The organism is Actinophytocola sp., from assembly GCF_035634895.1.
Lineage (GTDB): Bacteria > Actinomycetota > Actinomycetes > Mycobacteriales > Pseudonocardiaceae > Actinophytocola.
Map to the genome: position 1 here is coordinate 39,061 of NZ_DASQCC010000152.1, position 24,542 is coordinate 63,602.

The 24,542-nt window shown below is 71.6% G+C and carries 20 protein-coding genes; 13 read left to right on the top strand and 7 right to left on the bottom strand.

Features of this window, described 5'->3' with window-relative positions; genetic code table 11:
• On the bottom strand, positions 1 to 972 hold the full coding sequence (locus VET29_RS22770; RefSeq protein ID WP_324923756.1) for a xanthine dehydrogenase family protein subunit M: 972 nt from the start codon (positions 970 to 972) through the stop codon (positions 1 to 3).
• Positions 972 to 1,607: a (2Fe-2S)-binding protein gene (locus VET29_RS22775; protein ID WP_414636572.1), complete on the bottom strand. Its 636-nt coding sequence runs from the start codon at positions 1,605 to 1,607 to the stop codon at positions 972 to 974. The genes VET29_RS22770 and VET29_RS22775 overlap by 1 nt, the downstream gene beginning before the upstream one ends.
• 103 nt (positions 1,608 to 1,710) lie before the next feature.
• On the opposite strand from VET29_RS22775, the gene VET29_RS22780 reads away from it, so the two are divergent.
• Positions 1,711 to 1,974, top strand: coding sequence for a DUF1272 domain-containing protein (locus VET29_RS22780; protein ID WP_324923758.1), 264 nt, complete (start codon positions 1,711 to 1,713; stop codon positions 1,972 to 1,974).
• Here the strand turns inward: VET29_RS22780 and VET29_RS22785 are convergent.
• Entirely contained in the window at positions 1,945 to 4,254 is a 2,310-nt protein-coding gene (locus tag VET29_RS22785) for an immune inhibitor A domain-containing protein (protein ID WP_324923760.1), read from the bottom strand. The genes VET29_RS22780 and VET29_RS22785 overlap by 30 nt on opposite strands.
• A 290-nt stretch (positions 4,255 to 4,544) precedes the next feature.
• On the opposite strand from VET29_RS22785, the gene VET29_RS22790 reads away from it, so the two are divergent.
• From VET29_RS22790 to VET29_RS22830, 9 genes are all read left to right on the top strand, one after another.
• Entirely contained in the window at positions 4,545 to 4,778 is a 234-nt protein-coding gene (locus tag VET29_RS22790; RefSeq protein WP_324923762.1) for a ferredoxin, read from the top strand.
• Between the two features lie 9 nt (positions 4,779 to 4,787).
• Positions 4,788 to 6,014: a cytochrome P450 gene (locus VET29_RS22795; protein WP_324923764.1), complete on the top strand. Its 1,227-nt coding sequence runs from the start codon at positions 4,788 to 4,790 to the stop codon at positions 6,012 to 6,014.
• Positions 6,015 to 6,044: 30 nt separating this feature from the next.
• Positions 6,045 to 6,491 carry a hypothetical protein gene (locus VET29_RS22800; protein ID WP_324923766.1) on the top strand — a complete coding sequence of 149 codons (447 nt, stop codon included), beginning with the start codon at positions 6,045 to 6,047 and terminating at the stop codon, positions 6,489 to 6,491.
• Positions 6,492 to 6,558: 67 nt separating this feature from the next.
• Entirely contained in the window at positions 6,559 to 7,785 is a 1,227-nt protein-coding gene (locus VET29_RS22805) for an amidohydrolase family protein (protein ID WP_324923768.1), read from the top strand.
• 94 nt (positions 7,786 to 7,879) lie between these two features.
• On the top strand, positions 7,880 to 8,128 hold the full coding sequence (locus VET29_RS22810; protein WP_324923770.1) for a phosphopantetheine-binding protein: 249 nt from the start codon (positions 7,880 to 7,882) through the stop codon (positions 8,126 to 8,128).
• Positions 8,125 to 9,681, top strand: a complete 1,557-nt coding sequence (locus tag VET29_RS22815; RefSeq protein WP_324923772.1) for an amino acid adenylation domain-containing protein — start codon at positions 8,125 to 8,127, stop codon at positions 9,679 to 9,681. The genes VET29_RS22810 and VET29_RS22815 overlap by 4 nt, the downstream gene beginning before the upstream one ends.
• A 28-nt stretch (positions 9,682 to 9,709) precedes the next feature.
• Positions 9,710 to 12,118: a condensation domain-containing protein gene (locus VET29_RS22820; protein ID WP_324923774.1), complete on the top strand. Its 2,409-nt coding sequence runs from the start codon at positions 9,710 to 9,712 to the stop codon at positions 12,116 to 12,118.
• Between the two features lie 14 nt (positions 12,119 to 12,132).
• A complete protein-coding gene (locus tag VET29_RS22825) occupies positions 12,133 to 13,434 on the top strand; it encodes an MFS transporter (protein WP_324923776.1) in 1,302 nt (433 codons plus the stop codon).
• Positions 13,431 to 14,957, top strand: a complete 1,527-nt coding sequence (locus VET29_RS22830; protein ID WP_324923779.1) for an amino acid adenylation domain-containing protein — start codon at positions 13,431 to 13,433, stop codon at positions 14,955 to 14,957. The genes VET29_RS22825 and VET29_RS22830 overlap by 4 nt, the downstream gene beginning before the upstream one ends.
• Before the next feature lie 52 nt (positions 14,958 to 15,009).
• Here VET29_RS22830 and VET29_RS22835 read toward each other — a convergent pair whose 3' ends face one another.
• From VET29_RS22835 to VET29_RS22850, 4 genes are read right to left on the bottom strand one after another with little or no spacing between them, the layout of a single operon-like run.
• Positions 15,010 to 16,125, bottom strand: a complete 1,116-nt coding sequence (locus VET29_RS22835) for an acyl carrier protein (RefSeq protein WP_324923781.1) — start codon at positions 16,123 to 16,125, stop codon at positions 15,010 to 15,012.
• On the bottom strand, positions 16,122 to 16,859 hold the full coding sequence (locus VET29_RS22840) for an SDR family NAD(P)-dependent oxidoreductase (protein ID WP_324923783.1): 738 nt from the start codon (positions 16,857 to 16,859) through the stop codon (positions 16,122 to 16,124). Before VET29_RS22840 ends, VET29_RS22835 begins: the two co-directional genes overlap by 4 nt.
• The gene (locus tag VET29_RS22845; protein ID WP_324923785.1) at positions 16,856 to 17,566 is read right to left on the bottom strand and encodes an alpha/beta fold hydrolase; all 711 of its coding nucleotides are present in this window, start codon (positions 17,564 to 17,566) and stop codon (positions 16,856 to 16,858) included. Before VET29_RS22845 ends, VET29_RS22840 begins: the two co-directional genes overlap by 4 nt.
• Complete coding sequence (locus VET29_RS22850; protein ID WP_324923787.1) at positions 17,563 to 20,706, bottom strand: amino acid adenylation domain-containing protein; 3,144 nt, start codon at positions 20,704 to 20,706, stop codon at positions 17,563 to 17,565. Before VET29_RS22850 ends, VET29_RS22845 begins: the two co-directional genes overlap by 4 nt.
• A 142-nt stretch (positions 20,707 to 20,848) precedes the next feature.
• Here VET29_RS22850 and proB point away from each other — a divergent pair, with 142 nt between their 5' ends.
• Genes proB through VET29_RS22865 form a run of 3 tightly spaced genes read left to right on the top strand, consistent with a single transcriptional unit; the run spans position 20,849 to position 24,407 of the window.
• Positions 20,849 to 21,979: a glutamate 5-kinase gene (gene proB / locus VET29_RS22855; RefSeq protein ID WP_324923789.1), complete on the top strand. Its 1,131-nt coding sequence runs from the start codon at positions 20,849 to 20,851 to the stop codon at positions 21,977 to 21,979.
• Entirely contained in the window at positions 21,970 to 23,220 is a 1,251-nt protein-coding gene (locus VET29_RS22860) for a glutamate-5-semialdehyde dehydrogenase (RefSeq protein WP_324923791.1), read from the top strand. Before proB ends, VET29_RS22860 begins: the two co-directional genes overlap by 10 nt.
• A gap of 8 nt (positions 23,221 to 23,228) precedes the next feature.
• Positions 23,229 to 24,407, top strand: coding sequence for a pyridoxal phosphate-dependent aminotransferase (locus tag VET29_RS22865; protein ID WP_324923793.1), 1,179 nt, complete (start codon positions 23,229 to 23,231; stop codon positions 24,405 to 24,407).
• Positions 24,408 to 24,542: the final 135 nt, after the last annotated feature.

Genomic DNA, 24,542 nt, shown 5'->3' on the forward strand with positions numbered 1-24,542 from the left:
TCAACCCGCCAGCTTCGTCAGGGCACGCGTGATCGTGTGCCGGAGCAGGGGCACCTTGAAACCGTTGTGTGCCAGCGGACGCGCCGCCCGCGTGGCCAGGCTCGCGGCCGCCTCGACGGTGTGGGGCGCCAGCCTGCGGCCACGCAGCGCGTCCTCCACCTCGGTGAGGCGCCACGGCCGGGTGCCGACCCCGCCCGCCGCGAGCCGCACGTCGCGCACGGTGCCGTTCTCGACCAGGACCGCGGCCGCGACCGCGGCGAGCGCGAACTCGTAGGCGGCCCGGTCCCGCACCTTCACGTAGGTCGACCGGTTCGCGAAGTCGAGCCGGGGCACCGTCACCTCGGTGATGAGCTCACCCGGCCGCAGGTCGTTCTCGACGTGCGGCGTGGTGCCCGGCAGCCGGTAGAAGTCGGCGAGCCGCACGTCGCGGGACCCGGCCCGGCTCGTCAGCCGCACCGAGGCGTCCAGCGCCACGAGCGCCACCGCGAGATCGCTCGGATGCGTGGACACGCACGAGTCACTCGTGCCCAGGATGGCGTGCCCCCGGTTGGCGCCCTGGAGCGCCGGGCAGCCGGTGCCGGGCACGCGCTTGTTGCATGGCGTCGCGGTGTCCCGGAAGTAGCCGCACCTGCTGCGTTGCAACAGGTTTCCGCCGATGCTGGCCATGTTGCGCAGCTGCGGCGACGCGCTGGCCAGCAACGCCTCGGCCAGCACCGGGTACCGCGCACGCACCAGCGGGTGGGCGGCCACGTCGCTCATCCGCTCCAGCGCCGCGATGTGCAGGCGCCGCGCCCGCGTCCACACGCCGGTCAGCGGCACCTTGTTGATGTCCACCACGTGGTCCGGCGTCATCACCTCCAGCTTCATGAGGTCCACCAGGGTGGTTCCGCCGGCGAGGTAGGCCGTGTCGGCCGCGCCGTGGCCGAGTGCCTCGGTCACGCTCCGGGCGACCGCGAAGGTGTAGGGCCGCATCAGTCCATCACCCCGGCCGCTCGTGCGGCCTGGACCGCGTCGACGATGTTGGCGTACGCCCCGCAGCGGCAGATGTTGCCGGACATGAACTCGCGGATCTCCTCCGCCGAGCCGGCGTGCCCTTCGCGGAGCACGGCCACCGCCGACATGATCTGTCCGGACGTGCAGAAGCCGCACTGGAACCCGTCGTGGTCGAGGAACGCCTGCTGCACCGGATGCAGGTCGTCGTCACGCGCCAACCCCTCGATGGTGGTGACCTGCCGGCCGTCCACGGCGCCGGCCAACGTCAGGCAGGACAGCACCCGCCGGCCGTCGACATGGACCGTGCAGGTCCCGCACTGGCCGCGGTCGCAGCCCTTCTTCGTTCCCGTCAGGCCCACCCGGTCGCGCAACGCGTCCAGCAACGTCACCCGCGGATCGAGCCGCAGCCGCGTCACCCGCCCGTTCACCCGCAGCACGACGTCGACGAGACCGCGGTCGGGCTCCGGCGCCGCGTCCGCCGCGTCCGCCGTGGCCGGGTCGGCGAGCCGGCCACCCACCGCCAGCACCGCCGACGCCGTCGCGGTCCGGCCGAGCAGACCGCGCCGGGACATCGTCTTCTCGGTCGAGTCGTCCTGGATCTGGTCGGACTCCACTGGTTTCTCCTCCTCGCACGGCGGCCCCGCGCCAGTCTCGCCCGGCGCGGCGTGAGTTCTCGAGATCGTTCGGTTGAGCGTTGTCCGAGGTAGAGTTCGGCTCATGCTCGAGCTCAGGCCCAACTGTGAGTGCTGTGATCGTGATCTGCCGCCCGCGGCGGACGCGTTCATCTGCACGTTCGAGTGCACGTTCTGCCCCGGGTGCGCCGAGGACCGGTTCGCCGGCGTCTGCCCCAACTGCGGCGGTGGGCTCGTGCTCCGTCCGGTCCGGCCCGCCGCCCTGCTCGACCGCCACCCGCCCTCGACGCACCGCGTGGTCAACGCGCACGCACCCTGCCTACCGGTGGCCGACGCGAATTCGCATTGACGTGCCGGTCTGCGAGAGCACGCGGATCGTGAGCCCGGTGGCCGGCAGGACGACACCGGCGAGTGGCTGGTCGGCGTAGAGGAAGGTCCCCGTGTCGTCGAACAGCGGAACGGCGTTCTGACCGCGGATGTAGCTGGGCTTTCCGTTGACGTGCAGGGTGAACGAGTCGGCCTTCCGAAGCGAGAACGGCATGTCGTAGCCGGCGACCCGGGAACGCCACGGCTGGCCCTCGATGGTGTGGATGGGCGCGGGGTGGGCGTCGATCGGGAGGATCAGCCCGGAACCGGGGTGCTCGCTCGTGTTGTTGTCCGGTTCGGACGTGTCCCAGTAGGACACCACGAGACCGGGCTGGTACGGGAAGTGCTCGACGAAGGCGGGCCGGTCCGGGAACCCGAAGTTGTAGGGACCGGTGCGCAGGTACTGGCCGTAGGCCTCGTACGTGCGGTTCGACGCGATGTAGAAGTTGTCGAACGCACGGGTCTCGCTGCTGGCAGCGGTCCGGAAGCCGTCGAGCAGCCAGCCGTTCGCCCCGCTCTCCGCGCCGTCGGTCAGCAGCGGGGCGCCGTCCGCGGTGACCGTGATGTCGTCGGCGAAGAAACCGGTGCGGGCCAGGGCGCCGTCGGTGCGGTACAGGAGCCGGAGCAGGACCTTCCTGCCGGCGAACGGGTCGAGCGGCACGGTCATGTCGATCCAGGCCCCGTTGGAGCTGCCCGACAGTCCGGGCAGGCCGCCGGCGTCGCGCTGGAACGCCGTGCCGGCGGCGGTGCCGTCGAGGGTGGTCCAGGTGAGGCCGTCGTCGGCCGACACCTGTGTGTAGAGGAAGTCGAAGTCCGGCTGGATGTCGTAACGGGCTTTCAGCGTCAGCGTCGCGGACTCCCTGCCGGTCAGGTCGAGCGGCCGGGTCATCGTGGTGGCGAGGTTGTTGCCCCTGGTACTCCACCACTGGTTCGCGCCGGCGAAGGGTTGGCCGTACTGGAACGTCCTCGTCTTGTCCGGCAGCACGACCACGACGCCCTGCGGCTTGGCCGAGTTGTACTCGTGCGGGCCGAGGTCGAGCGTGCGGGTCTGGCCGGCCACCACGACCTCGTAGTCCAGCCACCCGAGCTGTAGCTTCGACCACGCGTCCAGGTCGTTGATGCGGGTGCCGATGGCCTCGCCCGGCCCGGACACCCGCTGCTGCGCCATCGGCGACCACCAGCTGACGTTGTTCGCGCCGCCGTTGGTGTCGTACAGGTCGGGCAGGCCGAGGTCGTGGGCGAACTCGCGGCAGAACACGCTGACGCCGCCGTTCTCCGGCTGGATGGTGTAGTCGCCGACCCACATGCCGGTGTCGCCGATCTGGATGCCCCCCCGCCGGTTGCCGTCCGGTCCGGAGGTGGTGTTGGCGAACGCGTAGGCGCTGTGGCTGTAGATCGCGTCCTCGCCGCGGACCGGGTCGCCGTCGGCCTGGTCGGCGCCCGCGTGCACGACCTGGAAGTGGTCGAGGTAGCCGTCCGGCTCGTTGAAGTCGCCGTCGCCGTCGTGGTCGTCGCGGTCCCAGACGTCGAACGTGGCGAGCTGTGCGCGGAGCTGCGCCGCGGTCCGGCCGGCGGCGACCTGCCCGGCGTACCAGGCGTTCGCGGCGTCGGCGATCAGCGCGAAGGAGTTGTCGCACACGACGCCGGCGCACGGGAAGCCGTTCGACCGGCCGTAGCGTGCCTCGGTGAACGGCACCCGGGTCCAGTCGCTGACCGCGCCCGTCACCGAGAACCGGCCGGAGGACTGCGTGCGGTAGTAGTTGGCCAGCGAGTTGGCGCCGGGGCTCGTCGAGAAGTACAGGTCCTGGTAGTGCTGGCGGTCGTAGTTCGGTTGCCAGATCGTCGTGTTGTTCACGCGGCGGTCCGGTTCGGGGATCTGGTCGTGCCGGGGGCCGTCGAAACGCACCGGGCCGGGGGTGGCCGGGTCGGTGTCGACGTCGGGGTAGTCCGGGTGGCGCTGGTCGCCGAACTCGGCGAGCACCACGAAGATCCGGTCGGTCGTCTCCCTGGCCAGCTCGACGTAGGAGTCGACGAGGCCGCCGCCGGTCCGGCCCGGCGCGGGTTTGCGGCCCGTTCTGACCACGGTGCTCGCGCCCCGCTTCTCGGTGACCCTGTTGCCCTTCAACACATCCGCGAGCGCCTCCTGCCGCAGCGTCCGTCGTGTCACGTCGGCGGGGCTCGGCAGGTCGGACACCTCAGGGGGTCGCGCGGCCGGTTCGGTACGCGCTCCCGCCGTGGGCGCGGTGGGCGCACCGACCGTCACGCCGGTCACGACAAGGGCGGCCGTGCACAGCCCAGCACATAATCGTCGTAGCAAGGGGGATTCCCTTCCAGGATCGCCAAGATGGCAACTGACCCCGACCTGGTCATGCTGGCGGTCGCCGAATTGTAGCCGAATGTCTTGCGTCCCAACGTGGTTCGATGAACGATCGATTTCGCGCCAACCCCGCGCCGAGGCTGTTCAACTGACCCCGGGCCGCGGTTGAGCACGGCGCTGTGCGTTTACTCTGCTAATTTCACCGTCTTCGGCGAGGCCGTTCCAGGGAGACTGACATGACGGAAAAAGGCCGCTGGCGAATTGTCGTCGATCAGCGCTCGTGCATTGGTTCCGGCGTGTGCGTCGGAGATCTGCCGCACCGGTTCCGGATCATCGGCGACAGGTCCACCCCGGTCGACGCCGAGATCGGCGCCGACGAGGAGGTGCTCGCCGCGGCGGACTCCTGTCCACGGGAAGCGATACGCGTTGTCGACGTGGCGACCGGCGAGGTCCTGGCGCCCATCGAGTGAGGACTTTTCATGCAAAGCCGTCAAACGACGAATGTCGAGAGGCTCTCGGCCGACTTCGTGCAGGATTCCTACACGCTGTACGCGCGGCTCCGTGAGGCGGGGCCGCCCCGGGAAGTGCTGATGCCCCATGGCATCAAGGTGTGGATGGTGACCCGCTACCACGACGCGCGAGCCCTGCTGGGCGACTCGCGGATCAGCAAGGACGGGCGGCGGGTCAACGAGCTGTTCACCCGGCACGCCGAGTCGCCGGACAGGGCGCCCGCGGAGGTCGACGACGACCTCGCCGCGCACATGCTCAACAGCGACCCGCCCAACCACGTGCGGTTGCGGCGCCTGGTGGGCAAGGCCTTCACCGAACGCAGGGTGAAGCTCCTGCGGCCGAGGATCGAGGAGATCACCGACGAGCTGCTCGACGCGATGGTGGGCAAGCCGGAGGTGGAGCTGATCGAGGAGCTGGCCGCTCCGCTGACCATCACCGTCCTCGCCGAGCTGCTCGGCGTGCCGCCGGAGAACCGCAAGGTCTTCCGCGCGTGGACGAACACGCTGGTCGGCGCCAACCATACCGCCGAGGAGGTCGCCACGGCGTCGGCCGCGGTGGCCAGGTTCACCGAGGACCTGATCGACGCGAAGCACGCGGACCCGGGCGAGGACATGTTCAGCGCGCTGGTCCAGGTCACCGACGAGGGGGACCGGCTCACCAAGGACGAGCTGGTGGCGATGGTGTTCCTGCTCGTGGTGGCCGGGCACGACACCACGTTGAGCATGATCGGCAACGGGGTGTTCGCGTTGCTGCGCAACCCCGACCAGCTCGGCAGGCTGCTCGCGGACCCGGCGTTGCTGCCGGGCGCGGTCGACGAGCTGCTGCGGTACGAGGGCTCGGTCAGCCTGGCGACGTTCCGCTTCACCACGGACGACATCGCGCTGGGGGGCGTGACCATCCCGGCGGGGGAGATCGTGGTGGTGGCGCTGGGTTCGGCGAACCGGGACACCGAGAAGTTCGAGCAGGCGGACCAGCTCGACATCACCCGCCGGCTCGGCAGCCACCTCGCCTTCGGACACGGCATCCACTACTGCGCCGGCGCGCCACTGGGTCGCCTGCAGGTCGAGATCGGCATCGGCCGCCTGCTGGCGCGGTACCCGCGCCTGGCGCTGGCGGTGGACCCCGGCACGCTCCGGTGGAAGTCCAGCACCATCATGCACGGCCTGGAAACATTGCCGGTGGCGCTGCGGCCCTGACCCGCCGCGGAGCGGTGATACGGTTGCCGCATGGGCGAATTCGACTTCCTCGTGGGTTCCTGGAACGTGCTCAACCGGCGCCTCACCGAGCGGCTCGTCGGCAGCGACGACTGGGTGGAGTTCACGGCGCCCGCCACCTGCTGGCGCCTGTTCGAAGGGATGGCGAACGTAGACGAGATCGTCTTTCCCGACGGGGTGCGCGGACTCACCCTGCGGTTGTTCAATCCTGCCACCCAGGAGTGGTCACTGAACTGGGCGAGCAGCGACACCGGAACACTCTTCCCGCCCGTCGTCGGCCGGTTCGACGACGGGCGCGGTGTTTTCCACGGCGAGGACACCGAAGGCGACACGCCGGTGCGCGTGCGGTTCGTCTGGTCGGAGATCACCGAGCGCTCGGCTCGTTGGGAGCAGGCGTTCTCGGCCGACGGCGGCGCCACGTGGGAGCTCAACTGGACTATGGCCTTCACCCGCGCCTGAGGACCGTCCCGTGTGTGCAACCGTTGGCGCGTGACCGAATCGGCCGCGGTCTGCTTGTCTGATCGGCATGTTGCATCGCATCGAAGCCGACCAACTGGTTCCCGGCCGCGGCACACCGATCCCCGACGGTGTCGTGGTCCTCGACGACGACCGGATCAGCTATGCCGGTCCGCGAGACGGGGCGCCGGCCACCCCCGGCGCCACCGTCGCACGTGGACACACCGCCATGCCCGGCATGTGGGACTGCCACGGACATTTCATGGGCCTGCGGAGCGCGGACCTCCACGACCTGATGCACGAGCCGATAGCGTTGCGGGCGGCCCGGTGCGTGACGGACCTGCGTGCCTGCCTCGACGCCGGGTTCACCTCCGTCCGCGAGGTCGGCGGTCTCGGCATCCATCTGTCCCGCGCCGTTGCCGAGGGCACCGTCGAGGGCCCCTCCATCTACAGCGCCGGCACGGCCCTGTCGACCACCGGCGGCCACGGCGACGTGCACGGGTTCCCCGTCCCGTGGATCAACGACTTCGGCCACATCGGCGGTGAGCTGCGGCTGGCCGACGGCCCGGCCGAGTGCGCGAAGGCCGCCCGCGAACAGCTGCGCAACAGCGCGCGGCTGATCAAGGTGTTCGCGTCCGGCGGCGTACTGTCCGAAGTGGACCATCCAATACACCAGCAGTTCACCGACGCGGAGCTGGCCGCGATCGTCGAGGTGGCCGGCCAGGCCGACCGCGTCGTCGCCGCGCACTGCCACGGCAAGCCGGGCATCATGGCCGCGCTGAAGGCCGGTGTGCGCACCATCGAGCACGGCACCTACCTGGACGAGGAGGCCGCGGTGGCGATGCGGGAGACCGGCGCGATCCTGGTGCCCGCCCGCGCGATCATCCACCTGCTGCTCACGAGCGAGCTGGTTCCCCCTTACGCCAAGCGAAAGCTGGAGCAGGTCGCCGGCCGCCACCTCGACGCCATCGCCCTGGCTCGCGAGGCCGGTGTCACCATCGCGCTGGGCACCGACCTGGCCATGACCGGACCCGACCGGCCCACCCAGTGGGGCAGGAACGGCATCGAGCTGTCCCTGATGGTCAAGGGCGGCGCGACACCGCTGGAGGCGATCGAGATGGCCACGGCCGTCGCCCCGGACACCCTCGGGCCGCAGGCGCCACGTTCCGGCCAGCTGCTGTCCGGCTACGACGCGGACGTGCTCCTGCTGGACGCGGATCCCGTGCTGGACATCGACGTCCTCGCCGACCCGGCACACGTGACCAGGGTGTGGAAGGCCGGCCGTGCGGTGAAGTGACGCAACAACGGCGTGCGAACCCGCGTACATCGAGAGAACAACCGCGGCGGGAATGGTCTCGGTGACGCAGTTCCGGCTCCATGGAGAGACGCCCATGAGTGACACGATTGTCGATCTCGACGCCATCATCGCGCGGTACGCCACCTTCGACTTCGACGACTCGACGCCCCTGCTCGACGCGGGCCTGGAGTCGTTGGCGTTGCTACGCCTCGCGGTCGACGTGGCGGCCGACGACGACGCCGAGATCGACGCGACCCGGCTGGTCGACCTGCACACGGTCGCCGACCTGAAACACTGGCTGGCCGACCTGGCCGCCACCGTCCAGAATGGAGGGACGCGATGACGACCCGCCGACTCTACGACTGGTTCGGCGACTCGGTGGCCGAGTCCGGCTCATCGAAGGCCATCGAGGTCGCCGGGTTCACGTTGAGCTACGCCGAGCTGGCGGCCGCGGTCGAGCGGATGGCCGTGCGCCTGGTGTCGGCCACCGGCCGGCGCCCGACCCGGGTGGGCCTGCTGACCTCGCGCAGCCTCGCGAGCTATGTGGGATACCTCGCGATCCAACGGATCGGCGCCGCCGTGGTGCCGCTCAACCAGGGTGCGCCGGTCGCCAGGAACCTGGCGATCACCAAGGACGCCGGCCTGGACGTGACGATCGTCGACGACACCTCAGCCAAGCAGCTGCCGGAGTACCCGAGGCAGTCGGGCATCCCGATCGTGGACCTGACCGGTGACCGGTGGCGGGCACTGCTCGACGGCGGCGAGCCGCTGCCCGAGGTCGGCCACGGCGACGGCGACATCGCTTACATCATCTACACCTCGGGCTCCACGGGCAGCCCGAAGGGCGTGCCGGTGACGCACGCGAACGTGTCCGCGTTGCTGACCGACAGCGTCGACCGGTTCGGGTTCGCCGCGGACTGCCGGGTGTCGCAGACCTTCGAGCTGTTCTTCGACGGTTCGATCGTCGAGCTGTTCGCCACCTGGGGCACCGGCGCCACCCTGTGCGTTCCGCAGCACAGCGAGGTGTTCACCCCGGTGCGGTTCGTCAACGAGAAGCGGCTGACGCACTGGCTGTCGGTGCCCTCCATCGTCTCCTTCGCCCGCCGGCTGCGTGCCCTCGCGCCGGGCAGCATGCCCAACCTGCGGCGCGGCATGTTCGGCGGCGAGCCGCTGAACCTCGAACAGGTCGCCGCGTGGCGGGCCGCCGCGCCCAACGCCTCCATCCACAACTGCTACGGGCCCACGGAGCTGACCGTCATCTGCACCGGCTACCAGGTGCCGGCCGAGCGTGGTGACTGGCCGGTGACGTCCAACCGATCCATGCCGATCGGCGAGATCTTCCCGCACCTGGACTACGTCCTGCTCGACGAGGAGCTGCGCCCGTGCGAGGACGGCGAGCTGTGCGTGCGTGGCCCGCAACGCTTCCCCGGCTACCTGGACGCCGGTGAGAACGCCGGCCGGTTCCTGGCCTTCGACGGCACGCGGGGCGCGGTCTACGACGGCACCGAACCGCTGACCGACGCGCACTGGTACCGCACCGGCGACCGGGTGCGCAGGGAGAGCGGCGAGCTGGTCCACCTCGGCCGCGTCGACGACCAGATCAAGGTCCGGGGCAACCGGGTCGAGCTGGGTGAGATCGAGTCGGCGCTGCGCCGGCATCCCGCGATCGCCGAGGTGGTCGTGGTGGCCATCACCGCCGCCGACGGCGAGGTGGACCTGCACGCCGTCTACGCGGGCGACGCCGTGGACGAGGGCGAGTTCGCCGCGCTGCTCGAGGACCTCCCGGTCTACATGCGACCGAGGGGCTACCACCACCGCGACGGAATCCCGTTGGCCGCCAACGGAAAGGTCGACCGCAAGGGGCTGGCCGAGGAGCTCGCGCCGGTCGTGCGCTGATGCTCCCGGTCGTAGAAAGGAACCTTCGTTGAACGCTCCCGAAGCGACGGACACCGGGATGATCCCGGCCAGTGCTCTCATGGAGATGCTGTGGTGGATCCATCAGAGAGCCAGGAACAAGTCCGTCTACAACCAGACCTGGCCGCTGAAGGCCGACCGTGCGCTGGACCTCGCCGCCCTGCGGGTCGCCTGGCAGGCCGTGGTCGACCGGTACGAGGCGCTGCGGGCCAGCCTGCACCACCGGGACGGCACGGTCATGGTGTCCGTCGCCGACCACGTCGACGTCGAGCCACAGTGGATCGCGATCGACGATCCCGGCTCGACGCCGGTGGAGCCGTTGCTCCGGTCGATCGCCGGGGAGATCCAGGAGCGTCCGCTGGCGCTGGACGTGGCCCCGGCGGCACGGCTGGTGGCCGTGACCGTCGGCGACGCGCACGAGCTGCTCGTCACCGTCCACCACGCCCTCGTCGACGGGTGGGGGATGCAGCTGCTGATGAACGACTTCGCCGTGGCCTACGAGGCCGCGGTGGCCGGCCGGGAGCCGGTCTTCGAGACCGAACCGGTGTCGTTCACCGAGCACATCGCCGAGTCGAACGCGGCCCGCACCGACGGCCGCTGGGACGCGAGCCTCAAGTACTGGCGTGAGAAGCTCGACGGCGCGGTGACCACGACCCTGGTCGCGGACCGGCACACCTACACCGGCACCGGGAACACGGGCGGGATGGTGCGTTACGTCTTCAGCAAGGAGGCGGTCGAGGGGATCGCGACGCTCGCGAAGCGGTACTTCACCACGCCGTTCAGCGTGCTGTTCGCCGCGCTGCAGACGGTGCTGGCCCGCGGCGGCGCCGGCCCCGAGGTGTGCACCGGCCTGGTCAGCGCCAACCGCATGACACCGCGGGACCAGGCGCTGGTCGGCTACCTGGCCAACGTCCTGGTCACCAGAACGAACGTCGCGGACGGCGACTCGTTCGGCACGGTGATCGAGCGGGTCCGCGACGGCATGTGGGACAGCCTCGCGCACCAGACGGTGCCGTTCTCCCTGGTGTACGGCGCGCTGACCGAGTCGGCGCAGGCCAGGCTGCGGGACGCGATCCCGATCCTGGTGACCTGGTACGGGTCCATCGGCGTCGGCGTGCGGCTCGGTGACGTGTCCCTGCGGCTGCAGCGGGCGCCGAACCGGGCGGCCCGCACCGACCTCGGGTTCGGGGTGTTCGACTTCGACGGCGAGTACGTCGTCGAGTCCGAGTACAACGTCGGCAGGTTCGACCGGTCGACGGCACAGGGCCTGTTCCAGGACATCGACCGGGTGCTCGCCGAGGGTGGCGTCGACCCGGAGCGGCCGGTGGCCGCCATCGAGGTCCGCACCAGGACCGCGCCCGCCTACCTGGAGCACATCGTGACCCCGGCGGAGCCGGGCACCGCGGAGATGCCCGAGTCGGCGGCACTGGACCAGGTCCGCCGCGCCTGGACGGACGTGCTCGGCACCGAGCCGACCGGGCCGGACGAGGACTTCTTCGCCACCGGCGGCCGGTCGCTCAAGGTCGTCCAGCTCGCGTCGACCATCGAGGCGGAAAGCGGTGTGGCGCTGGACATCACGCGGTGGCTCGCCGAGCCCACCCCGCGGCGGGCCGCCGAGCAGCTCGCCGGTGACCTCGACGCGGACGGCGCCAGCACCGTGGTCGTCCTGCGGGACGGCAACGGTCCGCACCTGCACCTGCTGCCCGGCGCGGGCGGCAGCGTGCAGGACTACCGCGAGCTGGTGACCGAGCTGCCGGCGGACTGGCTCGTCACCGCCTCACAGGAACGCACGCCGCTGGACTCGATTCCCGCGATGGCGGCGCGGTTCCGCGCCGACCTCGGGGCACAGGGCCTGCGCCCGGACCTGCTCGGTGGCTGGTCGATGGGCGGGGAGATCGCCTTCGAGATGGCGGCCACCGGGATGGCCGCGCCGGTGGTGCTGCTCGACTCGACGCCGCCGGTCCGGCACGACATCGCGCAGGACGTGCGGGATGCCGTGGTGTACCAGGTCTTCACCGAGAACATGGCCGCGACGTTCGGCGCGACGCTGGACGGCACGCCCGCGCGGACCACGCCGGGCGACCCGGAGCTCGCCATGCGTGTGCTGGCGGCCCAGCTGTCCACGGCGACCGGGCAGCCCGTCTCGGTGGCGATGCTCGTCGAGCGCTGGGCGACGTTCAACCGGCACACCGACGCGGTCGGCTCCTACGTCAACGACCGGCCGCTCGCGGTGCCCGCGGTGCTCGTGCGAGCGGAGCTGGCCGAGCACCAGGTGGACCAGTGGATGACGCAGTTCACCACCCCGCCGCGCCTGGTCCGGCTCGACACCGACCACTACGGCATTCTCCGGGCCCCCGCGGTCGCGGCGGTCGCCGGCGTGATCGGCGAGCTCCACACCACAGCGACACAGTCCGTGTGACCCTTGGAGGTGCCGTGTCCGAGCGATCCTCGACCGTTCCCGCAGCCGGGACCGCCGCCACCCGACCCGCGTCGTCGCGGCGCAACGAGTGGCTGCTGATCTCGTTCACCGGGACGACCAACACCGCCGACGCGGTGATGCGGGTGGCGCTTCCGTTGCTGGCCACCACGGTCACCGACTCGCCCGCGCTGATCGCCGCCGTGGCGATCATGTTGACCCTGCCGTGGCTCGTCACCGCACTGCACATCGGTGTGCTGGTGGACCGCCGCAACCGGCGGTCGCTGATGGTGGGGGCCGAGTTCGCCCGGATGGCCGCGATGGCGGTGGTGCTGGTCGCGGTGGCGACCGGCACCGTGAACCTGCCGCTGATCTTCGCGGTGGCGCTGGCCCTCGGCGTCGCCGAGGTGGTCGCGCAGCTCGCCGCGATGTCGATCATCCCGTCGGTGACGCCGAAGAGCCGCTGGCAGTCGCTGAACGCGCGGCTCACCGCGACCGAGTACGTGACGTTCAGCTTCCTCGGCGCACCCGTCGGCGGCTTCCTGGTGGCCATCGGCTTCGCCGCGGCGCTGGGTACGAGTGGCGCCGTGTACCTGCTCGGCGCGTTGATGCTGACCATGCTGGTCGGCGACTTCGCCGTGCGGTCGACCAGGGAGCGCCGGCCGGCGAGGGTGGAGATCCGCGAAGGCCTGACGTTCCTGTGGCGGCACCGGTTGCTGCGCACCATGGCCGCGCTGATCACGGTCATGGCCGGCTGCTGGGCGGCCTGGTACGCGCTCATCCCGGCGTACGCCGTCGGCGGGCCGCTGGGTCTCACCCCCGCGCAGTACGGGTTCCTGCTGACGAGCCTCGGCGCGGGCGGTGTGCTCGGCACGGCGCTCGTCGGCCCGGTCAACCGGCTGATCGGCCGGCGCTGGGCGATGTTCGCCGACATCGTCGGCACCGTCGCGATGGTCGGGGTGCCCGCCATGGTGCCCGGCGCCCCGGCCAGCGTCTGGCCGGTCGGCGTCGCCGCGTTCCTCGCGGGGGTCGGCGGGACGATGTGGACGGTGAACTCCCGGGTGATCAGCCAGTCGCTGGTGCCGAACGAGCTGCTCGGCCGGTTCAGCGCGGCGAGCCGGCTGATCTCCTGGGGCATGGTCCCGGTGTCCGCGGCGATCGCCGGCGGCCTCGCCCAGCTGTTCGGCTTCCAGGTCGCGTTCGGCGTCTTCGCGGTGGCCTGCCTGCTGATGGTCTACCCGTTCCTGCGGGTGGTCACCGCGGACGCGGTCGCCGCCGCCGACGCCCCGCGCGCGGACGAGGGGAGTGGCGAGAAGTGATCGGTCCACAGGGGACGATGTACGGCTGGTTCCTCGACACGGTCCGGGAACGGCCCGACGCGACGGCCATCGAGGTGCGCGACGACACGCTGGCCTACGGCGAGCTACGGCTGCTCGTCGACCGGCTCGCCGCCGCGCTGGTGCGGGCCGCGGGCCGGCGCCCGAGGGCGGTCGGCCTGCTGGCCGCCCGCAGCCTCGCCACCTACGCCGGCTATCTCGCGGCCCTGCGGCTGGGCGCGGTCGTCGTCCCGCTCAACCCGAAGTTCCCGGCCGACCGCAACCGGGCCATGTGCGTCGCGGCCGGGGTGGACGTGGTGGTGCTCGACGAGGCCGGCGCGGCGGAGGCCGTGGCCGGCACCGCCGCGCTTCCCCTGGTCGGCCCGTGGCGCGAGCAGTTGCCCGCGCCGTGGGAGGAGCCCTACGAGGGCGACCCCGACGCGGTGGCCTACCTGCTGTTCACGTCGGGCTCGACCGGCACGCCCAAGGGCGTGCCGATCCGGCACCGCAACGTGGCCGCCTATCTCGCTCACTGCGTGGAGCGCTACGCGGTCACGCCGGGCTGCCGGCTCTCCCAGACCTTCGACCTGACCTTCGACCCGTCGGTGTTCGACCTGTTCGTCTCGTGGAGCACGGGCGCGACGCTCGTGGTGCCGTCCGAGGCGGAGGTGCTCACCCCGGCGAGGTTCGTCACCGCCAAGCGGATCACGCACTGGTACTCGGTGCCGTCCGTGGTGTCGCTCGCGCGGCGGCTGCGTGGTCTGCGCCCCGGCGCGATGCCCGACCTGCGCTGGAGCGTCTTCGCCGGCGAGCAGCTGACCCTGGCCCAGGCCAGGGACTGGGCCGCGGCGGCGCCGAACAGCGTGCTCGAGAACGCCTACGGCCCCACGGAGCTGACCGTCACGGTGACGGCGTACCGGCTGCCGTCCGATCCCGGGTCGTGGCCGGACACCTCGAACGGCACGGTGCCGATCGGCCGGCCACACGACCGCCTCGACGCGGTGCTGGTCACCGAGGACGGCCGCGTGGGCGAGGACGGCGAGCTGTGCGTGCGCGGCGGTCAACGCTTCGACGGCTACCTCGACTCCGCCCACGACCGCGGCCGCTTCTTCCGCGGCGAGACGTCGTTCGCGGTGGCGGACGGCACGCCCCTGCCGGCGGACTGGTACCGCACCGGCGACCGCGTTCGCCGCGAGGACGGTGAGCTCGTCCACATCGGACGGTTGGACGACCAGGTCAAGATCCGCGGCTACCGCATCGAGCTGGGCGAGATCGAGGCCGTGCTGCGTGCACAGCCGGGAGTTCGCGAGGTCGTGGTGGTCGCCGCACCGGCGCCGGGCGGCCAGACCACGCTCCACGCCCTGTACACCGGCGCCCCGGTCGACGCGGCCGAGCTGACCGCCGCCGTCGCCCGTCGCCTCCCCGAGTACATGGTCCCGTCGGCGACGCACCACGTCGACACGTTCCCCGTCAACGCCAGTGGCAAGGTCGACCGCCGCCGCCTCGCGAAGGAGCTGGGAGCGTGAGACGCGCCGCGGCCCGTGCCGCGGCGCGTCGGTTCCCGGGGACCGGACCACGTCAGCCCACCGACCGCCGCGTGAAGGCGGCGCAGAGCGAGTCGACGTCCCGCAACGCCTGTGGCGTCAGGTCCTCCTCGTCGAGCGTGACCCCCAGCCGCTGCTCGGCCTTCTCGATGATCTCCACCAACCGGAACGAGTTGTAGCCGGGTAGGTCGCGCAGGGCGCCCGCGACGGTTTCGCCGGCCGGCAGCACGTCCTGGATCGCCGCCACGACGGCGGCGCGGACGGCATGCCGGGCCGCGAGGCGGCCGGCGATGGCGACATCCTCGTGCAGCAGGCGGCCGAGGTCGTCGCGCACCACCGCGGGCAGCGCGCCGGTACGGGAGCGGCGCCAGGCCACGAAGCTCCTGGCGGCCAACGTGAGCCAGGCCTGGGCGTGCGCCTCGACCTCGGGGCTGGGCCGGTCGTGCCGGGCGAGCCAGGCGCCGTGCAGCAGTCGCGCGCGGCCGAGCAGCCAGATGTCGAGCACGACATCGGCGCCATCGGCACGGTCGGCCTGGAGGTAGGCGTCGATGTCCGGCACGGCGTCGGCCATGGCCCGCGCGTTGGCCGTGAGCACGTCCGGGGTGCCGGCGACCGGCTCGGTGACGAGGAGCAGTGCCGTGGCCGTGGGCGGCACGGCCGCCAGGTCGGCGGGGGAGACCCGCCACACGCCGGGACGGCAGGAGCCCCACGGGGTCTCGTCGTGGTAGGCGTCGACCACGGTGTCCGGTGTGGACAGGATGAACGTGTGCTCGGTGTGCCTGCGGCCGGCGTAGGGCGTCCACGCGAGGTGGTACGCGTCGGCGAGCACGTACAGCGGTCCGGTCTCGGCCACGAGCGCACGCAGCCGGTCGCCGCCGACGCCGTCCCAGCGCCGTGCCACCCGCAGGCCCAGAAGCTCCGCCGCGGCCGCCAGCCGGTAGGGCACGGACGCCGCCACCCGTGGTGCGCCGTCCGGCCCCGGCTCGGTGTCGAACCGCAGCGGGGCGCCGAGCGCCAGGTGCGTGCCGGCGCCGCCGTGCCGGTCGGCCACCACGGCGAGGTTGGCCTGCACGCAGTCCAACGCGTCCGCGCGCACCGTCGCCAGCACCGGCGACCAGAGCCGGTCGTAGGTCTCGGCCAGGTCGGTCACCACATGAACTGCCCTCCGTCGACGATGATCTTCTGCCCGGTCAGGTACGCGCTGGCCGGGCCGACCAGGAACTCCAGTGCGTCGGCGACGTGTTCCGGATCGCCGATCCGCGCCTGCGGGATCTCCGCCACCATCCGCGCCCGCGCCCGCGGGTCGTCCAGCCGGAACCGGGTGACCAGCTCCTCGGTCTCGATCGCGCCGGGGATCAGGCAGTTCACCCGCACCCGCGGGGCCAGTTCCAGCGCGAGGCACTTGGTGAGCTGGAGCAGCCCCGCCTTGCTGGCGCAGTAGTTGACCCCGTCCCGGCGCGGCCGGATCCCCGTCGTGGCACCGATGTTGACCACCACGCCACCCTTGTCGAGCATCGCGGGCACCAGCGCGCGGCACAGGTGGAACACGCCGGACAGGTTGGTGTCGACCACCCGGCGCCAGTCGTCGGTCGTCATCGACAGGAACGGCCGGTCCACGTTGAGACCGGCGTTGTTGACCAGCACCCGTGGCACGCCGTGCGTGGCGAGCAGCTCGGCCCCGACCCTGGCGACCGCCTCGGCGTCGGCGACGTCGAGGCGCCGGACCCGCAGGACGGGCCCCAGCTCGCCGGCCGCGGCGCACGCGGCGGCGGCGTCGCTGTGGTACAGCGCGACGACCCGGTGGCCGAGCTTGACCAGCCTTCGGCTCAGCGCGAGGCCGATGCCCCGGGTGCCGCCACTGACGACGGCGAGCGGGGGACTCACGGCGCCGCGCCGACGAACGCGTCGATCTCGCCGGTGAGCTGGTCCAGGTGCGCCGGCTCGAACACCTCGTAGTGGCCGGCGTCCAGCGTGGCGGTGCGTGCGTTCGGGGCCAGCTCACGCCATCGGGCCAGCGCGGTGGCCCGGCCGGAGATGCCGTCGTCGGCGTCCGTGCACGCCAGCAGCAGCACGCGGCCGGTGTACTCGCGTTCGGCGGCGTACGCGGCGAGCGCACGCACCTGTCCCTGGAAGGCGCGCTCGACCCTGGCGACGGTGTGCTCGTCCGGCCGAGGGCCCAGGCCGGCCAGGATGAGCCGCCGGATGCGCTCGTCGTCGTCCTCGGTGGCCCGGCGGGGCAGCGGCGAGCTGTCCACGATCACCAGGTCGGGGCGGATGCCCCGTTCGGCGAGCCGCACGCACATCTCCCAGGCGACGGTGCCGCCGAGCGACCAGCCGAACACCAGCGCGGGGGAGCGGCCGGCCATCGCCGCCGCGGCGGAGTCGGCCATCGCCGCCACGCTGTCCTCCGGCTCGTCGCCCGGCACGAGACCGGCCGCGCGCACCGCGAAGACGTTGTGGCTGCGGCCGAGATGGGACGCCAGCCGCAGGTACGGGTTCAGCCCGCCGCCGGCCCCCGGCAGCATCACGCACATCGGCCGGTCCTTGCGTCGCACGAGGGTGACGAGCCGGCCCGCCGCGTCGGCGCTCACTGCCGCACCAGCTGGGCCAGCGTCGCCACGGTCGGCGAGCGGAAGAACTCGACGAGCTGTACGGCCACCCCGTACCGCTCCTGCACCTGCCCCATGACGGCGAGGATGTTCAGCGAGTGGGCGCCGTACTCCAGCACCGGGCGGCCCCGCTCGACCACGGGGACGTCGAGCACCTCGGCCCAGATCGCGGCCAGCTCCCGTTCCAGGTCGTCGGCGTACTCGGCGGCCGGGGCGGGCACGGCGGCCTGCTCGGCGCGCCGGAGCTCGGCCAGCGCCACGAGCGCCGCCCGGTCGGTCTTGCCACTGCGGGAGGTCGGCACCGACTCGATGTCGACGACCTCCGTGGGCACCATGTATGCCGGCAGCCGGTCGGCGAGCGCGGCCAGGACCCGTTCGTGGTCGGGGGTCTCACCGGGCTCGGGCAGCAGGAAGAGCAGCGGCTGGCGGTCGGCGCCGTCACCGCGGACCGCGGCCACGGTCTGCCGCACGCCGGGCACTCCGGTGGCCACGGCCTCCAGCTCGCCGAGCTCCACGCGGTAACCGCGGATCTTCACCTGGTTGTCGCGCCGGCCGAGGAAGACCAACGCACCGTGCTCGTCCCGCACCACGTGGTCGCCCGTGTGGTACAGCGTGCCGCCCGGCGCGAACCGGTCGGCACGGAACCGTTCGGCGGTCCGCTCCGGGTCGTTGACATAGCCCGACGCGGGCGCGGCGCCCCCGAGCAGCAGCTCACCCGCCACCCCGGCGGGGGCGAGGTGGCCGGTGTCGTCGACCACGTGCGCGGTCACGTTCGGCAGCGGCAGACCGATCGGGACGTGCCGTGCCCACGGCGGATCGGCCGCGGTCAACCGTGCCGTGGTCGCCGCGTTGGTCTCGGTCGGGCCGTAGTGGTTGACCAGCGTGCAGTGTGGATGGTCGGTGAGGAACGCGCGGATCTCCTCGTCCACCAGCAACTGCTCACCGGACACGCACAGGTGCCGCAACGCCGGGAGATGCGCACGCTGTGCGCGTACCGACAACACGAACGGGCGCAGCGCCGCCACCGGCAGGTACAGATGGGTCACCGCGGTGTCGGCGACCCGGCGCACCACCGCGGGGAGGTCGCGCCGGTCGGCCGGTTCGCGGGACACGACGGTCGCCCCCGCCAGCAGCGTGGGCATGATCTCCTGGTACGACACGTCGAAACCGGCGGGCGCGTACTGCAGGAAACGGCTGTCGGTGGTCATGTCCAGCGCGGCGATCTGCCAGGCGGCGAGGTTGAGCAGGGGCCGGTGTCCCATGAGGACACCCTTGGGCAGGCCGGTCGAGCCGGAGGTGAACATCACGTACACCGCGGACTCGGCCGTCGCGGCCGCCTCGACGTCCTTGTCGGACTCGACGTCGGCGGCCGTCACCACCTCGATCCCGTGCAGGCTGACGCCCGCGCCGATCACCACGCGGCAGCGTGACTGCCGCACCATGTACGACATCCGGTCCGCGGGCAGGCTCGCCTCCAGCGGCAGGTAGGTCGCGCCCCGCCGCAGGATCGCCAGGATCGACGCGACGGTCTCGGTGAGGGAGTCCAGCCGCAGCCCGACGACGTCGCCGGCGCCGACGCCGCGTTCGGCGAGACCCGCGGCGACGCGTGCCGCGGTACGGGAAAGCTCCGCATAGGTGAGTGCGCGGCCCGGTTCCGAGACGGCGACGGCGTCCGGTGTGCGTCGCGCGGTCTCGGCGAACCAGTCGTACAGCGTCGGCGCCGGCACGTGTGCCGGGTACCCGTCGTGACGCTCGCTCCGTACGGTCGACGCGTCGTCGAACAGCTCGGCGAGGGTCAGCGAACCGTCGCTCACCGCCCGGCGCAGGGCCGTGCGCAGTGAGTCCAGCAACCCGTCGGCGACCGCGGGCGGGATCAGCTCGCGGTCGTACTCAAGCTCGAGCAGCCACCGGCCGTCGGCCAGCGTGGCGCCGAGCCACAGGTCGAACTTGGCCGTGCCGTTGCCCGGCTCGTACGCGCCGACCACCGCGCCGGTCCCGGTGGCGGGGTCGAACGTGTCCTGCATGGCCAGCATGCAGGAGAACAGCGGGTTGCGGTCGCTCGGCCGGTCCGGCCGCGCCTTCGCCACCAGCTGGTTGAACGGCACGTCCACGGCGGCGCGGCAGTGGTCCACCGCGGCGCGGACGGTCTTGTCGAGGTGCTCGTCGACGGTCCGCGTCCAGTCCACGTCGACGGTGACCGGCAACGTGTTGACGAAGAACCCGCACAGGTCGAACGCGCCGATCGTGCGTCGCGCGGTGAACGGGCTGCCGATCAGCACCTGGGGCACGCCGCCGTGCCGGGCGAGCACCGCGCCGTAGACGGCGGTCAGCGCCACGAACGGGCTGACACCAAGCCGTTTGCAGGTGGCCTGGAACCGTGCGGTCTCGGTTTCGCCGAGGGTCCAGGAGATCCGCTGCCCGGCGAAACGTGTCTGCTGTGGACGGTCGGGCCGCGGGTACAGCACGAGCGGCGTGACCTCGCGCAGCCGCTCGGCCCACGCGGTGACCTGGTCGGCCGTGCGTGCCGAGCCGGCGGCACGGATCTGTGCGTCGAGCTCCTTGGCCAGCGTCGCCTCCCGCGCCACCCGCAGGGTCTCGACGTCCACCGGCCCGGCGAGCGCCCGGTCCAGGTCACGCACGATGGGGCCCATGGACACGCCGTCGCCGACCAGGTGGTGCCCGCAGATCAGGACCGCGGCGGCACTGTCGTCGGCGGCACGCACGAACCCGAACCGGTACACCGGCCCCGCCGCCAGGTCGAACGGAGCGCGGCCGATGTCGCGGCCCAGCGCGGCCAGCGTGGCCGCGTACTCGGCGGGCGGCACGGTGACCGACTCGAGCGGCAGGTCGTCCGCGGTGGGCGCCGGTTGGAGCACGGCGTGCATCTCCGGGTGCAGCCGGAACACCTGCCGCAGCGCCGGTTGCACGGTGACGAGGGCGACCAGTGCCCTGGTCACTGTCTCGGCCAGCGGGGCGGCGCACTTGGCCGGGTCGAGATCGAACTGGATGACCTGGTTGTAGATCTGCTTCGTCGGCACCAGGCTGTCCACCACCAGGAGCCCCTTCTGGGACTCGGTGAGGGGCAGCGTCGCCGGGCCGGCCAGCTGGAGTTCGGCTGTCATGCCGTGAGGATCGCCAGCGGCGGTGTACCGCCGATGTTCCGGTGATGCAGATGTGTTGTGGCGCTCGCGCCCGGCCGGCGAAACACCGGCGTCGTATCGCGAGCACATCGGTGGTACATCCGCGGCGGCGAGCATCTGCCGCATGTCGACCAACACGTCGCCGGCCACCGAGATGCTTGCCGATGGCCTGGACTCGCCGGGTGACCGCGTGGTGCTCAAGATAGGCACGTCCTCGCTCATCACCGACGGGGGGCTGGACGCGGACAAGCTCGACCGGCTGTGCGAGACCGTCCACAGAGGACTTCTCGCCGGCCTGCGCCCGGTGCTGCTCGCGTCCGGGGCGATCGCACTCGGGCGCACCGAACACCCGGCCCTGGCCGCGGACGACCCGGTGGCGCTGCAGGTGTCTGCCGCACTCGGCCAGTCGCGGCTGTACTCGGCGATCCAGGCCGCGTTCGCCGGCCGGGGCGTGCGGACCGGACAGCTCCTGCTCACCCCGCCCGACCTGGTCGACGCGGAACGTGGCGGCGGTGTCCGGCACACCCTGGAGGCCATGCTGGCACTGGGCATCGTGCCGGTGGTCAACGAGAACGACGCGCTCGGCGTGCGCAACAACGACGTACTCGCCGCGCTGCTGGGCGGTTACCTCCAGGCCGGGCTGCTGCTGTTGCTGACCAACGTGCCCGGCCTCTACGACAGCAACCCGAAGCTGTCCGCCGGCGCCCGGCACATCGAGGAGGTGCCGGTGCTGACCGCCGAGACCGAACGCCTGGCCGGCGACTCGGTCGGCGACGGCGGCACGGGTGGCATGCGGATGAAGCTCGGCGCGTGCTGGATCGCGACGTTCAGCGGGGTGCGCACGGTGATCGCGGAGAGCGCGGACCCCGACGTGCTGGTGGCCACCCACCGCGGCCGGCTGGCGGGCACGGTGTTCCACCCCCGCGCGGTCACCGGTGCGACACCCGGCATCGGGACGCTGTGGCGCGCGTTCCGGACCCCGCCCGTCGGCACACTGCACTGCACCCCGGCCGGCCGTGCGGTCGTCACGCGTGGCGAGACCGTGCGCCACCACCACGTCGCCGCGACACACGGCACCCTCGCGCCCGGCGACGTGGTCGACATCTGCGACCAGCACGGGCGAGTGCTCGCCCGTGGCCCGGTGAGCCGCGCCGTCGAGCCCGGCGGTCCGCCGACCGCCCCCGTCGTCATCGGCGGCGACTACGTACAGATCGGCGACCACGTACAGATCACGGAGGACCCGACATGTCAGTGACCGATGTCTGCCGCGCCGCGGCAGCGGCCTGGGCCGGGGTCAAATGGCTGACCACCGCACGGAAGAACGCGCTGCTGCTGGACATGGCGCACGCGATCGAGGAGCACCGGGAGAAGATCATCGCGGCCAACGACACGGACGTGGCCGCCGCCCGGGAGGCCGGCATCTCGACCACCCTCGTCGACCGGCTGACCCTGACCGAGCGCCGCATGGGTGGCCTGGTCTCGGCCATCCGGACGATCGCGGACCTGCCCGACCCGGTCGGCCAGGTGGTCGGCGGCTGGACCCGGCCCAACGGCCTGCTCGTCGAGCAGGTCCGCGAGCCACTCGGCGTGGTCGCGGTGATCTACGAGGCCAGGCCCAACGTCACCGCCGAGGTCGCCGCGCTGTGCGTGAAGTCCGGCAACTGCGCGGTGCTGCGTGGTTCGTCGATGGCCATGGCGACGAACACGGCGATCATGGCGGCACTGGACAGCGCGATCGAGCGGTACGAGGACGTGCCGGCCGCCGTCGTCCAGCTGGTCACCGACCCGTCCCGTGAGGCGGCCCTGGAGCTGATGCGGGCCAAGGAGTTCGTGGACCTGCTCGTGCCGCGCGGCGGCCCGGAGCTGATCGACTCCGTGGAACGCAACGCGACCGTGCCGACGGTGATCGACGGCGCCGGGAACTGCCACGTCTACATCGACGGCTCGGCGGACCGGGACATGGCCGCCGCGGTCGCGGTCAACGCCAAGACCTCCCGCCCCAGCGTGTGCAACGCGATGGAGACGTTGCTGGTACACGAGGAGCTGGCACGCGACTGGCTGCCCGGCGTACTCGACGAGCTGGCCGGCGCGGGGGTGGAGATCCGCGGCGACGCGACGGTCTGCGAGGTCTGGCCCAAGGCGGTGGCCGCACGCGAGGAGGACTGGGGCACCGAGTACCTCGACCTGGTCCTGGCCGTACGGGTCGTCCCGGACGTGACGGCCGCGATCGCGCACATCGACCGATGGGGCACGTCGAACGCCGAGGCCATCGTGACGCGCGACATCGACGTCGCCCGCCGCTTCGCCCGCGAGGTCGACTCCGGCAGCGTGTTCGTCAACACCTCGACCCGCTACTCCGACGGCGGCGAGTACGGCTATGGCGTGGAGATCGGCGTGTCCACACAGAAGCTGCACGTACGCGGCCCGATGGGTTTGGCGGCGTTGACCACCGTGAAGAACGTCGTCTGGGGCACCGGACAGACGAGGGTCGTGTAGGGGAGCCGATGAGTTCACTGTCGCCGGTAGAGGAAGCGATCCGCCCGTCGTCCCTTGTGGACGACGCGGCGCAGGCGTTGTCCATCAAACACAACAACCTGGTCTACGAACTGCGTGCCGCCGGGCACGACATCATCACCCTGTCCCTAGGCGAGGCGTTCTTCGACCTCCCAACGCCCCGGTTCGACGACCTCGCGCAGCAAGGCCTGCACCACTACTCACACTCCCGCGGCCTGCCACAGCTGCGGCAGCGGCTGGCCACCTACTGGGCCGACTACGACGTCCCGGTGGACCCGGAACGCGAGATCATCGTCACCGCCGGCTCCAAGATCGCGATCTACATGGCGTTGCTGGCGGTACTCGAACCCGGCGACGAGGTGCTCATCCCCGAGCCGTTCTGGCTGAGCTACCCCGAACAGGTGCGCCTCTGCCGCGGCGTGCCGGTACTGGTGCCACACGACGTGAGCGTGTTCGACCTGGGCCGGTACGTCACAACCCGCACCCGAGCCGTCGTGATCAACAACCCGAACAACCCGTCCGGCCGCGTACACACCGACGCCGAGCTGGCGTTCGTCCACGACCTGGCGGACACCCGCGGCCTCGTGGTCATCGCTGACGAGGCGTACCACGAGTTCGTGCCGCCGGAGACCCCGTTCCGGGCATGCGGCTCGTTCGATCCGGAGCTAAGGCACACCATCACGGTCAACTCGATGTCCAAGAACTACGGGGTGTCGGGTTGGCGGGTCGGCTACCTGATCGCGCACCGCGGCCTCATCGACCAGATCCTGAAGATCAACCAACACCTGGTCACCTGTGCGCCAACCATTCTTTCTTGCTACCTGGCCGAACACTTCGACGACATCCTGGCGATCACAAGGCCGCAGATCCGCCGGGTCGTGGAACTGCGCCGCGAGGTAGCGGGCCAACTGTCCGACATCGGCATCGCGACACTCCCCGGCTCAGCGACCTTCTACCTGTTCGCCTCACTGGGAAGGTCCACTTTGGACTCGGTGCAGTTTGCCACCCGTCTACTACAGGAGCACTCGGTCAGCGTAGTAGCCGGCATCGCATACGGCGACTCCTGCGACCGCCACATCCGCATCTCCGTCGGCACGGAGTCCCCATACCGCGTGGCAAGAGGAATCGCAGCGATCCGAAACCTGATCGACGTCACAAGCCGCCCGTGACCGCCCGCGGAACCGACCGACTGATGTCCTCCCGGAGAACACCCACCCTCGCCGTAAGGAACAGAGACACGCTCGTCGAACACCGAAGACGCGGACTCCATCGCCAGTTGCTCCCGAACCGCGCAGCCTGGGCGG

Bases quoted from the DNA above. Each gene is read 5' to 3' on its own strand.
- VET29_RS22815 (WP_324923772.1), top strand. From the start codon at position 8,125: ATGACGACCCGCCGACTCTACGACTGGTTCGGCGACTCGGTGGCCGAG.
- VET29_RS22795 (WP_324923764.1), top strand. From the start codon at position 4,788: ATGCAAAGCCGTCAAACGACGAATGTCGAGAGGCTCTCGGCCGACTTC.
- VET29_RS22770 (WP_324923756.1), bottom strand. From the start codon at position 972: ATGCGGCCCTACACCTTCGCGGTCGCCCGGAGCGTGACCGAGGCACTC.
- VET29_RS22810 (WP_324923770.1), top strand. From the start codon at position 7,880: ATGAGTGACACGATTGTCGATCTCGACGCCATCATCGCGCGGTACGCC.
- VET29_RS22850 (WP_324923787.1), bottom strand. From the start codon at position 20,706: ATGACAGCCGAACTCCAGCTGGCCGGCCCGGCGACGCTGCCCCTCACC.
- VET29_RS22780 (WP_324923758.1), top strand. From the start codon at position 1,711: ATGCTCGAGCTCAGGCCCAACTGTGAGTGCTGTGATCGTGATCTGCCG.
- proB (WP_324923789.1), top strand. From the start codon at position 20,849: ATGTCGACCAACACGTCGCCGGCCACCGAGATGCTTGCCGATGGCCTG.
- VET29_RS22805 (WP_324923768.1), top strand. From the start codon at position 6,559: ATGTTGCATCGCATCGAAGCCGACCAACTGGTTCCCGGCCGCGGCACA.
- VET29_RS22865 (WP_324923793.1), top strand. From the start codon at position 23,229: ATGAGTTCACTGTCGCCGGTAGAGGAAGCGATCCGCCCGTCGTCCCTT.
- VET29_RS22800 (WP_324923766.1), top strand. From the start codon at position 6,045: ATGGGCGAATTCGACTTCCTCGTGGGTTCCTGGAACGTGCTCAACCGG.
- VET29_RS22790 (WP_324923762.1), top strand. From the start codon at position 4,545: ATGACGGAAAAAGGCCGCTGGCGAATTGTCGTCGATCAGCGCTCGTGC.
- VET29_RS22860 (WP_324923791.1), top strand. From the start codon at position 21,970: ATGTCAGTGACCGATGTCTGCCGCGCCGCGGCAGCGGCCTGGGCCGGG.